General features: G+C 60.9%; 13 protein-coding genes and 1 pseudogene. 9 read left to right on the top strand and 5 right to left on the bottom strand.

Annotated elements, in window-relative coordinates; translation table 11 throughout:
• The first annotated feature begins 165 nt into the window (after window positions 1–165).
• Both JOF28_RS14670 and JOF28_RS06440 read left to right on the top strand, forming a co-directional pair.
• Window positions 166–1008: a variant leucine-rich repeat-containing protein gene (locus JOF28_RS14670; protein WP_209705016.1), complete on the top strand. Its 843-nt coding sequence runs from the start codon at window positions 166–168 to the stop codon at window positions 1006–1008.
• A gap of 48 nt (window positions 1009–1056) precedes the next feature.
• The gene (locus JOF28_RS06440; protein ID WP_209705015.1) at window positions 1057–2139 is read left to right on the top strand and encodes a hypothetical protein; all 1083 of its coding nucleotides are present in this window, start codon (window positions 1057–1059) and stop codon (window positions 2137–2139) included.
• A gap of 120 nt (window positions 2140–2259) precedes the next feature.
• On the opposite strand, the pseudogene JOF28_RS06435 reads toward JOF28_RS06440, so the two are convergent.
• Window positions 2260–3456, bottom strand: a pseudogene (locus tag JOF28_RS06435) (MFS transporter).
• A gap of 111 nt (window positions 3457–3567) precedes the next feature.
• Here JOF28_RS06435 and JOF28_RS06430 point away from each other — a divergent pair.
• Complete coding sequence (locus JOF28_RS06430) at window positions 3568–4017, top strand: MarR family winged helix-turn-helix transcriptional regulator (RefSeq protein WP_209705014.1); 450 nt, start codon at window positions 3568–3570, stop codon at window positions 4015–4017.
• 125 nt (window positions 4018–4142) lie between these two features.
• Window positions 4143–6008 (top strand): HNH endonuclease signature motif containing protein, encoded by a 1866-nt coding sequence (locus tag JOF28_RS06425; RefSeq protein ID WP_209705013.1) that lies wholly within the window; start codon window positions 4143–4145, stop codon window positions 6006–6008.
• A 185-nt stretch (window positions 6009–6193) separates the two neighbouring features.
• Here JOF28_RS06425 and JOF28_RS06420 read toward each other — a convergent pair whose 3' ends face one another.
• The 4 genes from JOF28_RS06420 to JOF28_RS06405 form a co-directional block, all read right to left on the bottom strand.
• On the bottom strand, window positions 6194–6787 hold the full coding sequence (locus JOF28_RS06420) for a PIN domain-containing protein (protein WP_209705012.1): 594 nt from the start codon (window positions 6785–6787) through the stop codon (window positions 6194–6196).
• Window positions 6784–7578 (bottom strand): ImmA/IrrE family metallo-endopeptidase, encoded by a 795-nt coding sequence (locus JOF28_RS06415; RefSeq protein ID WP_209705011.1) that lies wholly within the window; start codon window positions 7576–7578, stop codon window positions 6784–6786. Before JOF28_RS06415 ends, JOF28_RS06420 begins: the two co-directional genes overlap by 4 nt.
• Window positions 7575–7916, bottom strand: a complete 342-nt coding sequence (locus JOF28_RS06410; RefSeq protein WP_209705010.1) for a helix-turn-helix domain-containing protein — start codon at window positions 7914–7916, stop codon at window positions 7575–7577. The genes JOF28_RS06415 and JOF28_RS06410 overlap by 4 nt, the downstream gene beginning before the upstream one ends.
• 344 nt (window positions 7917–8260) lie before the next feature.
• Window positions 8261–9955 (bottom strand): SDR family NAD(P)-dependent oxidoreductase, encoded by a 1695-nt coding sequence (locus JOF28_RS06405; protein ID WP_209705009.1) that lies wholly within the window; start codon window positions 9953–9955, stop codon window positions 8261–8263.
• Between the two features lie 522 nt (window positions 9956–10477).
• On the opposite strand from JOF28_RS06405, the gene JOF28_RS06400 reads away from it, so the two are divergent.
• The 5 genes from JOF28_RS06400 (at window position 10478) to JOF28_RS06380 (ending at window position 15667) form a co-directional block, all read left to right on the top strand.
• Complete coding sequence (locus JOF28_RS06400; protein ID WP_209705008.1) at window positions 10478–10957, top strand: Lrp/AsnC family transcriptional regulator; 480 nt, start codon at window positions 10478–10480, stop codon at window positions 10955–10957.
• Window positions 10958–11590: 633 nt separating this feature from the next.
• The gene (locus JOF28_RS06395; protein WP_209705007.1) at window positions 11591–12718 is read left to right on the top strand and encodes an extracellular solute-binding protein; all 1128 of its coding nucleotides are present in this window, start codon (window positions 11591–11593) and stop codon (window positions 12716–12718) included.
• A 74-nt stretch (window positions 12719–12792) separates the two neighbouring features.
• Window positions 12793–13737: an ABC transporter permease gene (locus JOF28_RS06390; protein WP_245189892.1), complete on the top strand. Its 945-nt coding sequence runs from the start codon at window positions 12793–12795 to the stop codon at window positions 13735–13737.
• Window positions 13734–14549 carry an ABC transporter permease gene (locus JOF28_RS06385; protein WP_209705006.1) on the top strand — a complete coding sequence of 272 codons (816 nt, stop codon included), beginning with the start codon at window positions 13734–13736 and terminating at the stop codon, window positions 14547–14549. Before JOF28_RS06390 ends, JOF28_RS06385 begins: the two co-directional genes overlap by 4 nt.
• 44 nt (window positions 14550–14593) lie before the next feature.
• Window positions 14594–15667, top strand: a complete 1074-nt coding sequence (locus JOF28_RS06380; RefSeq protein ID WP_209705005.1) for an ABC transporter ATP-binding protein — start codon at window positions 14594–14596, stop codon at window positions 15665–15667.
• The last annotated feature ends 23 nt before the right edge of the window (window positions 15668–15690 follow it).

Here is a 15690-nt window from a genome sequence, read left to right as displayed (position 1 = left end):
GAGGCCCCGAGTCGAATGCCAGCCAGATGGCCGATGTGCGGGCGCGCGCACCCCGCGATGCTTGAACTATCCCCGCGAACGAACCGTTCACAGCACCGTTCCATCGAACCGCCTATTGCAGATTGCGCCGCCTCGGCCGCCAGATACAGAAACGAGCACCCACCCATGACCGCCTTCACCGCGCAGCAGCTCACCAACCCCGAGATCGCGCCCGCCACCCTTGCCGAGATCGTCAACACCCAGCCCGAAATGTGGGCCATCGTGCAGGCGCACCCCAACTGCTACCCGGCGCTCGCCGCACACATCGGGCAGCATCTTGCCACGCTCGGGGTTGCACAGGTGGCGCAGGTAGCGCCGGTGGCGCCGGTGGCGCCGGTGGCCCAGGCAGCTCCGACTACTCTGGCAGCCCCGGCGACTCCGGCAGATCCGGCAGCTCAGCCCCAGCCCGCGAGCGGGGCCGGAGAACAGGTAGCGGCCGGTGCGAAGCTCGTCGCGGCGGGTGCAAAGGACTACTTTCTGCACACCGTGACCCCCGCGGCGAAGCGGGCCAGCGCGTCGATTCAGCAGGCGGCGCACGAGCGCGGGGTGACGGTGCCTGAGACGAAGAGCCTGCACGCCTGGGCACCGATCGCGGTGCCCGCGTGTGCGTTCATCGCGATCTTGAGCCTGTTCTTGCCGATCGGATCGATATCGGCGTACGGCTACTCGGCGAGCGTGAACTTCTTCGCCGAGGAAGCCGGCGGCGAAGGCGTCATGCTGCTGATCAGCATGTTGGTGGTGATTGCGGGGTCGGGCGCCGCCCTCGTCGTGCACCGCAGGTGGGTGCGCATCACTGCGGGCGTGATCGGCATCTTGTTTGGGCTGATTGCGGCGATCGACGGCTTCGGCACGATGGCTAACATCAACGGCGCGAGCGGCGCCTCGGTAGGCGCCGGATCGGTGCTGCTCGCAGCCTCGGCGACCGGCCTGCTCGTCGCCGCGGTCGTCACATTGTTGCCAAAAAAGTAAGACGGACCGCGCGCCGCCACCCCCGCATCAGGCATGATGGAAACAGATATGGACGACAGCATGAACGACCAGACCCCGCCCTCGGGCTCAGCTCCCACACCCCGGCCGTTCCTGACGCCTCCGCCACCGCCGCCCGCGGCATCGGTGCCGCCGGCTCCTGCGCCCGCTGCTCCTGTGCCGCCAGCAGTTGATCCGGCATCCGCGTCACCTGTGCCGCCGGCGCCCGCAGCGTTTGATCCGGCGTCGTATGGGCCGCCGGTCGCTCAGCCCGGTGCCGCCGAAGAAACCCACGACGAGGGCGATTCGAAGAAGACGAAGGTCGTGGGGGCAGCGACGCTCGGCGCCGCAGCCCAGATCGGCGTCTTGCAGCTCGGCACTGACCACGCATCGGGCGGGCCGCAAACTGCGCAGGCCCAGGCTGGTCAGGCCCAGGCTGGTCAGGCACCGGCAGGTCAGGCTCCGCAGTTCGCCGGCGCCCCCGCTGACCTAGGCGTTGCCGGAGTGGCCACCGTCAAGCAGGGGCTGCTCGCGACCACCGCCGCGAAGGTCATCGCGGGCTGCGTGGCCGTCGCCCTCATCGGCGCAGGCGCGGTGACGTGGGGCGCGATCGCGAGCCTCGGATCACCAGCGGGTAACTCAGCCGAGGCCAGCAGCGCGAGCGACCCTGCTGAAGGGGAAGGCGCTGCCGCGGGAACCACTGAACGCCCCGAAAAGCTGGATCCGCAGGATGAGCCAAAGACGGAGCCCGAGCCCGAGCCAAAGGCCGCGCCCGCGCCCGCAGCAGAAGAAAGCGACGAGACGCCGCAGGCCGCCGCTGAAGCCGGGCCTCCGGTGCCCGAAGACATCAACGGTGTGTGGTGCCCGGCCCCAGACAGCGAGCTCGACCCCGGCTGCTACACGATCGATGTGCCAAACGTCACGTTCCCCAGCGGCTCGACCTACGAGTTTATGAGGATGGGGTGGGACGAACAGCGAGGCATGCTCTCGTTCTCAATGATCGATGCGCCCTTCGGTGACTATTACCCGACAGGTATGCCGCTGAGCATTCCCGATTATTACCCGGGCCAAGATCATCCCGATCGCGACCGCCTCTGGAGCGGCCAGGCCGGCATGTTGCTGCTGCGGGAGTAACCGGCGAAGCTGGCTGGTTACTACCGGGGCCGGTGCTGGCGCCGGGCGCGCAAGGACCCGCGCGGCTGAGGCTGCGCGGGTCCATGATCCGGATCAAAATGACCCGCGAGCAGTTGCGAGCTAAGCCGTCGCTGCGGGCGCGGGAACTGCGGCCCGGGCCGCGTTGCCGCGGCGTGCAGCCTGGGTCGCGGCCAGCATGACCACCAGGGCGACGGTGGTGAGGGCGGCGCCGATCCAGATGGGAGAGGTGTAGCCGAGGCCTGCCGCGATGCCGATGCCTCCGGCCCACGCACCCAGCGCGTTGCCGAGGTTAAACGCGCCGATGTTGGCGCCCGAGGCGAGCGTGGGGGCCTGACCCGCGTACTGCATGATGCGGCTCTGCAGGCCGGGCACCGTGCCGAAGCCGAAGCCGCCCATGAGAAACAGAATCACCATCGTGGCGGGTTGCGAGGTCGCGAACAGGGCGAATGCGACGAGCACGACCGCGAGCGCCGCGATAAACACGTTCAGGGTGCGGTCGATCGAGCGGTCGGCGAAGCGCCCGCCAGCCCAGTTACCCACCACGAGGCCCCCGCCAAAGAGCACCAGCAGCCACGGCACCGCCGAGCTGGCGAAGCCGGTGACACCCGTGAGCGTGTAGGCGATGTAGGTGAAGGCACCGAACATTCCGCCGTATGCGAGCACGGTGACCGACAGCGATAGCCACACCTGGGTCGAGCGGAATGCGCTGAGTTCTTGGCGCAGGCTGACCCGGTTGTCGCCCTTCGCGGTGGGCATTGCGGGAACGAGTGTCGCGATGCCGATCAACGAAACGACGCCGATTGCCGAGATCACCCAGAAGGTAGAGCGCCAGCCAAATTCCTGGCCGATGAACGTGCCAAATGGCACGCCGAAGACGTTGGCGGCGGTGAGGCCGGTGAACATGATCGCGATCGCCTGGCTCTGCTTGCCGGGGGCGACGAGGTTCGCTGCGACGACCGAGCCGATGCCGAAGAACGCGCCGTGGCACAGGGCCGCGATGATGCGGCCGACCATGGCGGCGTCGTACCCCGTGGCAAGCGCGGTGATCAGGTTGCCCGCGATAAACAGCACAATGAGGCCGATGAGCACCGGCTTGCGGGGGAGCCTGGTGGTGGCGGCGGTGATGCCGAGCGCACCGACAACGACGCTGAGGGCGTAGCCCGAGATCAGCTAGCCGGCTGAGGCCTCGGTGACGCCGAGATCGGTTGCGACGTCGGGAAGAAGGCCCATGATGACGAATTCGGTGAGCCCGATTCCGAAGGCGCCAAGGGCGAGGGCGAGTAGGCCTAGTGGCATTGAGATGCTCCTGGTAAAGTAGGAAACTAGTTGCAGACGCTGGTTATTGCGTCGGTGTGGAATATCTTTGCACACGCACTAGTCGGCGCAAGCAACTACTTTTGGAGCAGCATGGGAATCGCAGATGACGCCGTAGAAATTCGTGCCCGCGGGTGGCGCACGCTCGCCGCGCTGCACGGGATTATCGAGGCTGAGCTCGAGCGCGTGCTGGGGTCTCAGGTGGGACTGTCGGTCGTGGAGTACACCGTGATCGATGCGCTGAACCGCCAAGATGGCTGGCATATGCGTATGCAGCAACTGGCCGGCGCGGCTGCTTTGAGCTCGAGCGCCACGACCAGGCTCGTGAATCGGCTGGAGGACCGCGGCCTGCTGACCCGGATCCTATGTGCCGATGATCGGCGCGGCATTTACACCGAGCTCACCGCGCAGGGGCATGAGTTATATGCGCGGGCGAAACCGCTGCATGACGAGGCGCTGGAGCGGGTGCTCGGGGACGCCTCGGAGCGACCCGAGCTGGCTCCGCTCGTGGATGCGGTGCACGGGCTCGCGGTGGCCACTTAGGGGGCGTGTTTTGGTGATTGTGGCCCTGTGTTTGTAGGGTCCAGACCAAAGAAGTCTTCGAATTTTTGTTCTAATAAAAACGTTGATTTGTAGCCATTTTTTGTGTTTCGTGAGACCATTGAAGTATGGAAATCATCACCTCACTCGAGCAGCAAGTGGCGGCCGCCCGCGACTTGCTCGAGGGGGTGCCAGAGGGCGAATCACTCCCCGGTTTCTTGCGAACACTCCCCGATGACGGGGTGCTCGCGGTGCTCGAAATTGGGGCGGCGCTGGTGCGGCTCGGCCAACGACTCGAGATCCCGGCATCGGGGGTGGTCGCACAGCGATCCTCCCGGGCCAGAGGCCAAACCGGCATCGCGCAATCCCAGGGCCACCGCGACGCAGCCTCCCTGCTCCAACAACTCACCGGGGTCAGTCGCACACAAGCAGCCCGCGACGTGAAAGTGGGGCAGTCCCTCATCGAAGCCGCAGAATTCTCACTCTTGGGCAGCGCGAGCAGCGGGGGACTCGACGGCGGTGAGGGCGGCGGCGATGAAGGCAGCGAAGACGGGGCCACGGGCCCCGAACCTATCGCGGCCTGGCACACCGCACTCGACCGGGCAGCAGACGCAGGCATCATCAGCCCCGACCAATACACGGCGGTCAGACAGGGGCTGGGCGATCCACCCACGCCCACCGAAGCAGACCTCGCCGCAGTGAACGTGGCAGGTGCTTCTGAACTCGAAGTGTTTGAGCTCGCGACCGCGGTCATTCACGAGACCTGGGCGCAGGCCACTGAACAACTCCTGGCCGAAGCCGAAGTGCGAAGCCTCGACGAACTACGCAAGGCCTGTCGCGCGGTACGTGACCAACTTGACCCGGTGGGCTCTGACCGTCGACACCTCGACCGATACGAGGCACGATCCTTCCGAATGTGGGTCGACGAGAAGGGCACCCACCGGGGATCATTTAGCTTCGACGACGAAACGGCTGCCTGGCTCAGAAGCATCATCGACAGCGCAATGCGGCCACGACGGGGCGGGCCACGCTTCCTAGATCCTGCGGAACGCGCGGAGGCAGACAAACTGCGCGACGACCCCCGCACCAACGACCAACTCATGCACGACCTCGTCACTGACGTCATGCGCGGCGGCACCCTCGCCCTGGCAGAAGAAGTGTTTGGCGTACGCCAGGCGGGCGTCAGAATCGTGCGGGTGGTCGACACCCCCTCGGGTGACGAAACCCGGGCACGTGAAGACCACGCATTCCTCGAACACGAAGGCACCCCGGTGCCGGTGAGCGTCGCCGACCGCACCATCTGCAACACCGGCGTAGTGCCGGTCACGGTCGACCGGCAGGGTAACCCCCTCAACGTGGGGCGCGAGCAGCGCCTCTTCACCAGCAAACAACGCATCGCACTCTCACTGAGAGACGGCGGCTGCCGCTGGACGAACTGCGACCGACCGGCCAGCTACTGCGAGGCACACCACATCGACGAATGGCAAGCAGACCAGGGCCACACCGACGTGGCGCGCGGCATCCTGCTGTGCCGATACCACCATCTCGAACTTCACAACAGCGGGTGGCGAATCACCCGCGACGGAGACGGACCCTTCTACCTCCACAGGCCGGGCACCGCGATCGCGAAACGAGAAACGGAGCCACCGGGAACCGGCGCCGGCAACGGCGCAGATACCAGAACCGGTGACGACCCAGAGACGCCGATCGAACTTCCGATCAGGGTGATCAGGGCCTACGCGTGGAAATCGGCACCGCAACCTTCGGTGAGATTCAGACCGGGGCGAAGCCGGCCACCCGAACAAGTTCCTCCAGAAGCTTGGGGTACCAGGCGACAACGTCGACCAGCGACACTGACGGCTGAACCCCCGGGCGTAAACGCTCACTGGGATCAATCCAAGCGGGGCGATGAGAAGCGGGTTACGGGCTCGGCCGCGACAACGACCGCGACAAAGAGCGAGTGCACGACAGATAGACCGGCTGCTCTCTTCTGAAGGAGAGCTCTGCCCAGCCGGCGAACTACCGGCCTATGAAGGAACCGCGGCCGCCGCGAGAACGACAAGAATTACATCTTTGAATGACAAGAATCACGACGCATGAATGACAATACGTTTGCCGCCCCAGCGACAAGATTCATGCCAGCTCACAGCAGTCGCCTGTACCGAATTAGCCCTTGCCGCTATATTCCGGCAGGGAGAGGCCGAAGCGCATCATCAAATTGGCGCATCGATTCGTATGCCTCGCGCCAAGACAATCCATGATCAACCCAGCCCTCCGCTCCGGCCTGCTGCATGACCTGCAGCGTGGACCACAGTGATATCCTCCCGGACGCGGGTACGCCACCGAGATACGCAATCTCACGAAGGGCGCGCTTGCGGCCATCTGCTTCGTCAATGAGCACATATTCGTTGCTTCCCTGCTGGGCAAGCGATGATGCGTGGGCAATCGCGAGGATTTCGCCCAGGGATTCTCGCCGTCCGATGCGCTCTCTCGCAGGCATTCCGCTCACCCGCGCGATGGCTTGTGCAAAGAAGGGTCCGTGCAACTCGTCGTTGAGGATATTCACGTGCTCTGATGCCTTCAAGCGGCGCCACAGGTTGAGGGCCCCCGTACGACTGAACTTGGGATCGAGGCATTTCCCCTCAATCTCGCGATCGACACGTTCAGGCGCTGCCAGCTGGATTAGTTGAGATCGCGCCGCCTGAATCAGTACGTTCTGTTGCTTGGCTGCCAGAAAAGTGAGCCCTGGGCCTGCGTCAAGGATGATGCTCACGAATTTGTCGCACCGCCGAACAGGGACACGCCGACACCGTAATTGTCTTCGGGATCAGCTGGTTCGTGCGCAGAGAGCTCGATTCCTAGTCCGACTCGGAGCTCAGCGGCGTCCAGCCCGTACCAATCTGCAGCCTCATCGACGTCTAACAACCCTTGCTGAACAGCGGTCGCAGCGCGCTCCATCAAGCGCTGCGGCGCACGCGGCAGAAGAGAGGACGCTGAAAGTGCGCGGTACTGGTTCAGCCAACCATGACGCGTGGCGAGCGACGGCGTCGATAGCGACTTCCATGTTGCGCAGGTAGTGGAGTCGATGAGGCCCGCTTCTCGAAGCTGGATAGCGACGATCGGAGGGGACGCGCCGAACTCTTGGACAAGCTTCGACACGAGGGCCTCGCTGATCTCCCCATCGCCTAAGCGTTTCACCGCGTCTAGCGGCAAAAGAAGATGTCGCGCGAAAGCATCTGCGCGTATTTCCTTATCGGTGCGTTCACCCGGCGTGAAAGAACTCTCAGTGTCAAGGTCGCCCGCCAGCAGATGGCCGAGTTCGTGCAAGACCGTTGACCTCTGGCGCATCGGGTGCGGTGTGGTGGCTACAGCGATGATGCAGCTGCCGGTGCGGGCATTCACTGTTGATAGCCCGTGCTCGTTCTCGGGGGCGCTCACGCTCAGCACGTCAGCGTTTGCGACAGCGGCTGCAAATTCGAAGGCATCTGGAATCGGGGCGCTGCCAATGCCGGCTTTTGTGCGGGTTCTCGCAGCTAGATCGCGCCCCTCGGATTCGTTGCTCACTTCGCGGGAATCCCTTGCTCCGCAAGGTAACTGTCGAGCTCCAAATACGCCAGTAGCTTGGATTTAAGGACGTCCATCGTGGCGGCCGATCCATTTGTACGTGCAGCGAACTTGGCGTGTTCGCCCGCCTCCACGTAACCCGTCAATGAGGCTACGCGGACACCGATGTGATCGGCGAGAATAACCAGTTCGTCACCCTTGAGCGGGCGGTCACCGCTCTCGATTCGTGAGTAAGTCGGCTGGGAGACACGGATCGCTGCACTAGCAGCCTCCTGCGTAACGTTTTTGCTCTCACGCACTTCCCGCAAACGAGCACCCAATGCGGCATGTGTAATCATTTGAATAACTCCATTTCTTTATTCATTATTTCACAAGCTGCGTGAGATGCACACAGTCGGGATGAGAGACCCAGGGTTTGTTCGGCATTGCGTAGGTTCTTTCGTGATCCCGGCTCATGTTCGCGCCCGCGCCCGCGCCCGCGCCCGCGCCCGCGCCCGCGCCCGCGCCCGCGCCCGCGCCCGCGCCCGCGCCCGCGCCGGGCAACGGGCGGGATCTGCCCATCTGCCTTCGCTGCCGGCCGGGGAGAATCTGACACCGAATGCGATGAACCCGTGCACAAACAACGCGGCGACCGCGGGCTGCTGCCCGCGGTCGCCGCAAGAATTCAAGAATTCGACCTCCCCTACCAGGGGCTCTTCTCGTAGTCCTTCAAGAAGCACGCAAACAGGTCTTCGCCTGCCTCGCCCCGCACGATCGGATCGTAAACGCGCGCCGCCCCATCGACCAGGTCGAGGGGAGCATGGAAGCCCTCCTGCGCCAGTCGCACCTTCGTGAAGTGGGGCCGCTCGTCGGTGATCCAACCGGTATCAACCGCGGTCATCAAAATATTGTCGGTCGTGAACATCTCACCCGCGCTGGTACGCGTCAACATGTTGAGCGCCGCCTTCGCCATGTTCGTGTGCGGGTGCCCCGGTCCCTTGTACCGCCGACCGAACTGGCCCTCCATGGCCGACACATTGACGATGTAGGTGCGCCGCGCCTTCGACGCCACCATAGACGCCCGCAACCGGCTGATCAAAATGAACGGCGCCGTCGTGTTACACAGCTGCACCTCGAGCATCTCGAGCGGATCCACCTCTTGCACGTGCTGCACCCAGCTATTCACGTCAGTCACGTCGGGTACCAGCCCGCCCGCGTCGATCGCGCTGCCATCGGCGTGCTTCTCGAGCGAGGAAGATCCGGGCGCCATCGCGAGCGAGCTCAGATCGCCCGCGGTGAGCGTCTGCGCCAGCCCCGCCGCCACCGTGCCCGCGAGCCCCGCGGTCGACAGTGCCGACGTCGATAGGTCGGTGGCCTCTTGGCCGGCTGCGGAGAGCGCGGCCGGATCCAACCCCACTGACGCCTGCAATGCCTGCGGGTGGAGCTGCGATGAACGGCCCATCATTGCGATCTCTGGCATGGGGCCATCGGGCAACGGCTGGTTCTCTGCGTCGGCGAGGAACGAGTACGATCCGGGGGAGCGCCGCACCGTCTGCGCCGCATTGTTAATGAGAATGTCGAGCGGTCCCTGTGCTGCTACCGAATCGGCGAGCGCGATTACCTGTGACGGGTCGCGCAGATCGATACCCACGATGCGCAGGCGACCAATCCAATCGGCCGAGTCGGGAAGCGATGCGAACCGGCGCGCGGCATCCTTCGGGAAGCGGGTCGTGATCGTGAGGTGTGCCCCGTCACGCAGTAGCCGCAACGCAATGTGCATGCCGATCTTGGCGCGGCCGCCCGTGAGCAGCGCACGCTTGCCCGTGAGATCGGTGCGGGCATCGCGCTTGCCGTGACTGAAGCGCGCGCACGTCGGGCACAGCTGGTGGTAGAACGCATCTACCCGGGTGTACGGCTGCTTGCAGATATAGCAATTGCGGGGCTTGATCAGCTCGCCGGCGCTCGGCGCCAGACCGTCGGCCAGGGCTTCAACATCGGATGCCGTGGATCCCGGTGCTGCAAGGCCTACCGCAGCACCCACCGAATCAGCACCCGGCACCGAATTACCAATCGCAGCAGCGTTCGCAGCAGCATTCACTGCTTCGTTGCTCGAAGAAAGCGCCACCCCGCGGGTTTCATCATCGATGCGGTCGGCAGCACCGGTCGCGGTCTTAGCGATGACGGCGCGATCGGCATTGGCAATCGCGTCGCGTACGCGGCGGGCGCGCTCGCGCTTCACCGCCTTGAACATGGCGGAGGTCGCCTGACGCACCGTGATGAAATCGGGGTGGTCATCGGGCAGCTTGTGTACGTTGCCGAGTACGCGCAAGAAGAGTTCGAGCTCGGCGGGATCGATGCGTTCAGTGGCCGGCGCCTGGCCCGACGAAGTTTGGGTCATTGAACCAATTTTACGCCAGATAATATGTGTGGCTGACCGCTGGTGCGCGGACCCCTCCTGAGGCTCCCGGTTCAATCCAAAGCTATTCCCGAAACAACGCCGAGTCACGCGAGCACGCCGTCGCAAATCAGGTTCCGCGTGATCGGCTTTGGCACCATTCCTGAGAGCAATGGGTTCGCTCTCGCGATTGCAGGGGGAGTCACCTGGCTCACCATCAGCGACCTCTGCTCTGCCCTGGAAACAGAGGTGTGGCAGTGTTCGCTGACTGTACGTAAAAACGCAACAATTCAAGCACCTACCAGCGATGACGGGTAGGCCCTTTGTTGAGTTAGCGTATGGAGCGAATGTGACTTTAAATGCAATGACAGTGTGTACAGACAGTTGTCATTGGAGGTTGCCATTGAAACCACACCAAACCCGATCTTGCCGAGTTATATAAGCGTATTATAGCTGTCTCTTCAATCGCGTTATCAAATTTTGAGAGCGTATTCGTCACTTGTTCTCATTGGAAAGAGGTACGTCATGGTTGAAAATTCTTCAACTGAGCCCACCGAACTAGACCTAGATGCCACTGATCGAACGTTGCTGGATGCGCTCCAGCAAGACGGACGTTTGGGGTATGCCGAATTGGGAAATCTGGTCGGACTGACAGGGGGTGGCGCACGCAAACGGGTAATGCGGCTGGAGGAGCACGGCATTGTGCAGATTGTGGGTGTTACTGACCCCTTGCGCTTGGGCTACCGAAGTATGGCGATGGTTGGAATCGTTGCTGATGGTGACGTTGAAGAGATCGCGCGGAAATTGAATGAGATTGAGAATGTGGTCTACGTGGTGATCTCTGCGGGTAGCTTTGATTTGCTTGTTGAGGTGATTGCAAAAGACCAGGATGCAATTTTCCAAGTCATTAATGGGCGGGTGCGACGAGTGCCCGGGGTCTCGCGAATGGAAACGTTTCCGTATTACTCCATTCAAACGCACAGATTCGGGTGGGGTACGCCTTAAGTGACGGAATAATCAACGAGGTGAGCGGCTCATTTTGATATTACTGTGGTCCATGCAGTTGCAAATGGTGACAATGATGTCATTGTTTATATCTGGTATTGCTTTCCTGGTTATGAATTATTAGGGTTTGAGCTAAGAAGTTACAATTTTTGATTTCTCAGTGACTGCTCACCGGGCTTGAATGAATCAATAAGGCCGTGAAGCATCGCTCAACGAACTGCGTAAATTGCCAATGGAGGTAGTTAGAACCTGCAAGCTTGAGACGACGTATCGAAAGAAACCGTCGGATGACAGTGTCATGAATGCTCACGAGAAGTGAACTGTCGTTTCACATGCCCCTCACGAAAGGTACAACGATGTACACCCTAAATCCTGAGGCGATTTACTCTGCCGCCGAGCGCGCCGGCCGTGCGCTGGCACCACTTACACGGGAACTCGATAAAGCCCTCCCCGCACTGACCTAAGTCAGCCAGAAGGCTACGCCAAAAACGTTCGGAATACTCCATCGAATGGCGTGCGCAATGCGGCTCGTGTTCCCTGGAATTGATGTCCGTCCTTCATTAGGTACGTCTGCTGACGCTACGGCGTAGCCGTACCGAACTCTGTTGTACCGCTCACCGTTGAAAGGTCCTCATGAAGAAAACGATTATCCCCGCCAGTGCCCTGCTCGCAGTGGGCGCGTTACTCGTTACCGGCTGCTCAGGTGGAAGCAGTCCGGCCGAACCTGCCCCGGAAATCACGGCCCCGGTTGCCGGAGAAGTTCCCGACGGGATATTGGACGGGTACAGCTTGACTTATGCCGGTGACGGCGGTCCCTCCCAGGAAGCACAGGATGCCGCATTCTTTACGCCGTTTGCGGAGGCCTCAGGTGTTACGTTCAGCCAAGACTCCCCGCAAACCCTCGCGAAGGTTGAATCCCAGGTGAAGTCGGGAAATATTCAGTGGGACATGGTCTCAACAACGGACAACGTCGTCGCGCTCAACTGCGGCACACTGTTTGAACCGCTCGACATGTCAAAACTCGATATCTCTCACATGCCTGAGAGCCTTCAAAGCGGAACCAAGTGCGGTATCCCATCGATCGTTTATGCAACTGTTCTCGCTTACAACACTGACACCTTCGTAGATGCTGCCCCTACTAACTGGGCAGACTTCTTTGACACGGACAAGTTCCCCGGCCAGCGTGCGCTATATAGCGGTGACGGATCAGTGGACAGCGGCACGGTGCAGGCCGGTGCGCTAGCCGCCGGGTGGGACCCCAAGACTGCATTCACGATGGACTGGGCACAAAAGGGCATTGACGTCATCGACAAAGCCAAGGAAGACATCGTCTTCTACTCGACAGGGGCGCAGGCTCAACAAATGATCGAGTCTGGTGAAGCAAAATTGGCGGGTGTGTGGAGCGGCCGGGCGCTGACTGCAGCCCAGAACGGCGCCTCAGTTGACGTGGCGTGGGACCAATGGATCTCTCTCGTGGATAACTTCGCAATTGTTAAGGGCACCAAGAATGCCGAGCAGGCCTACTACGCCATGAACTACGCGCTGGGCGCTGAGCAGCAAACGAAATGGATGGAAGAAAGCGGATACTCGCCGGTTAATACAGAGGCAACACCGGAAGTTGACGCATTGACGCAGAGCTTCATTCTTACAACTCCCGAACGTGAAGCTACAGGCGTCACCGTTGATCTCGATTTCTGGTCTGATCCCGCAACGGTTGAACAGCTCCAGGACCGTTGGTCAGCGCTCGTCGCAGGCGCATAACGCATTAACCGAGGGGTGCCCTCCGAAAATGGTGGGCACCCTGCCGCCTTCCGACCGAGAGAAAAGGAACGCGCATGCCACAGTCGCCACGCACGTCCGAAATATCTACACTGTCTACGCGGGCTATCCGCACCGCAGCGTTGCCGAAGCAGCGCCGACCACTATCCGAGTCGGGCCGAAAACGACCTGGCCTCCTCCTCGCGTTGCTTCCGGCATTCGTCGTGCTCGCGATTTTCTATTTCTACCCGATGTTCAGCGTCTTGTTGATGTCGTTCACGGACCCCGAACCTGGTCTGCAAAACTTTGAATGGTTCTTCTCGCAGCCGGTGAACTTGCAAGTGCTGTGGCGCACTTTGATCATCAGCTTTTGGGTCACCATTATTTGCGTCATTTTGGCTTTCCCGTTCGCGTTCTTCCTCACTATTGTGAAGCCGAGTACACGCGGTCTCCTAATGCTTGTGGTGCTCATTCCGTTCTGGACAAGCATGGTCGTGCGCACCTTCGCGTGGGTTATTCTGCTGCAAGACTCTGGGCCAATAGGACAGTTCATGAAGCTGTTTGGCGTGGACGAACTCGGCATCATGCGCACTCCCACTGCGGTGCTCATCGGCATGGCGCAGGTGCTCATGCCGTTCGTAGTACTTCCGATCTATACAACGATGTCGAAGATCGATATGCGGCTGTTGACGGCAGCTCGGAGTCTGGGCGCACGCCCTTCAAAAGCATTTGTGACCGTGTATCTTCCGCTCTCTTTACCAGGTATCGCCTCCGGGACGCTGCTGTGCTTTGTGATGGCGTTGGGTTTCTACATCACCCCAGCCATGCTCGGTAGCTCACGAGAGGCATTTCTCTCGACACTCATTCAGGGTCAGGTGCAGGGCCAATCGAATTGGGGATACGGGTCAGCTATCGGGCTGGTCCTCCTGGTGGTCACCCTCATCATTTTGGGAGTCACCTCGGCAATCGGACGAAAAACTGGGGGTTCGGTTCACGACATGGTCGGAGGGAGTAAAGCATGAATCAAGTTTCACGCACGACAAAAGTGCTACTGGGTGCTTTCACCACACTGATTGCGATCTGGCTGGTTGCCCCGATGCTGATCGTGTTCCCGATGTCGTTCACCGCAGACGCCAGCTTTCAATTCCCCCCTCGAGAATGGTCCGCGAGATGGTATGAATCTTTCTTTACGAGCCCGCAGTGGTTGGGAGCACTCGGTAATTCAGTGCTCATTGGAGTACTCACCGCAATTATTGCGACGGTTGCTGGCACGATTGCAGCTATTGCAATGCACCGTTCAAAGAGTCGTATGGCGCAGTCAGCGCAGATGCTTCTCCTCACTCCGATGATCGTCCCGCCCATCATTGCTGGAGCAGGAATCTACACGTTTTTTTTGAAGAGCAACCTTGTCGGAACTGTCTTTGGTTTCGTTATGGTGCATATTGCGCTAGCTCTTCCGCTCGTGGTCATCGCGGTAAATGCGAGTTTGTCGGGCTACGACCAAAGCCTTGAGCTTGCCGCGGCCAGCCTCGGCGCGGGGCGCCTCAAAGTATTTCTCACGGTTACTGTTCCGCTCATTGCTCCCGGAGTAGCTGCCGGCGCCGTATTTGCGTTTGTGACGAGCTTCGACGAAGTTATCGTCTCCCAATTCATGGTGAGCCCGACTCTTCAAACCTTGCCCATGATGATGTATTCAAGTGTCACGAGGACCACCGATCCAACGATTGCGGCCGCGGCATCACTCATTCTCGGGGCGATCATCTTCGCCTTTATTTTCTTCCAGTTTGTTGTCGCGCCGCTGGCCCGGCGTTCGAAGAAGCGGACTGGATCATGACACATGGAACAGACCAACTTCCCGGACTACGACAGGAGACATTCATGACTGACGACACAATTCTCGAGATCACCGGATTATCGAAGCACTATGGAGAGGCGGTAGCTCTCGAAGAGGTGACCCTCAGTATTCAGCGGGGAGAGTTTCTTACGTTCCTGGGTCCCTCCGGCTCAGGGAAGACAACGACTCTGAACCTCATCGCAGGCTTTATTGAGCCGAGTTCTGGCCGTATGCTCCTCAACGATAAGCCGATTGACAAGCTGAAGGCCCACGAGCGAAACTTGGGGGTCGTCTTCCAACACTATGCCCTTTTCCCGCATATGTCGGTTGCTGAGAACATCGCTTACCCTCTGAAACAACGCAAGATTGCTCGTGATGAACGAGACGAGATGGTAAGTAAAGCCCTCGAGATGGTGCGCCTGTCAGATTATGCAGAGCGGCAGCCCAAACAGCTCTCGGGGGGTCAGCAACAACGCGTCGCTCTCGCGCGAGCGGTGGTGTATCGCCCGCCGATCCTGCTCATGGATGAGCCGCTAGGTGCACTCGATAAAAAACTTCGTGAGTGGTTGCAGCTCGAACTTCGTCGTATCCACCGTGAGCTCGGCAGCACCTTTGTATATGTCACACACGACCAAGAAGAAGCACTCGTGCTCTCAGACCGCATCGCCGTCTTTAACGAGGGGAGAATCGAACAGGTGGGTACGGCGCACGAACTCTACAGTGAGCCGAAGACCCTATTCGTAGGTAAATTCATTGGAGAGTCGAGCGTATTTTCTGGGCGAAACTCGGGCGGAATTGTCACGGCCCAGGGTCTCGCGTTTGCAGGCAGGGGGAGCGCACCAGATGGGCCAGTTTGTGTGCTCGTTCGACCTGAGAAATTGGTCGTCGCTGATGCCGATGGGGTAGGTTTCGGGCCTGAGATCGCAAACCAGATTCCGGGTGTAGTAGAGGACGTGGTATATCTCGGCTCGGCCGTGAAATACAACGTTTCCACGCCGGTTGGCGAGGCCGTCGTGCGACTTGCGGAGGACGATCGAGTGGCCGCTGGGATCGGTGACAAGGTCACCGTTGGCTGGGCTACTCAAGACGGTATCGTGCTCGAAGATTCGGGCCGATGAGCACAGCTGCCATCGCCACGCAT

The sequence above is a fragment of the Leucobacter exalbidus genome (assembly GCF_017834145.1).
Taxonomy (GTDB): Bacteria; Actinomycetota; Actinomycetes; order Actinomycetales; family Microbacteriaceae; genus Leucobacter; species Leucobacter exalbidus.
This window is presented reverse-complemented; position numbering and strand designations above follow the sequence as displayed.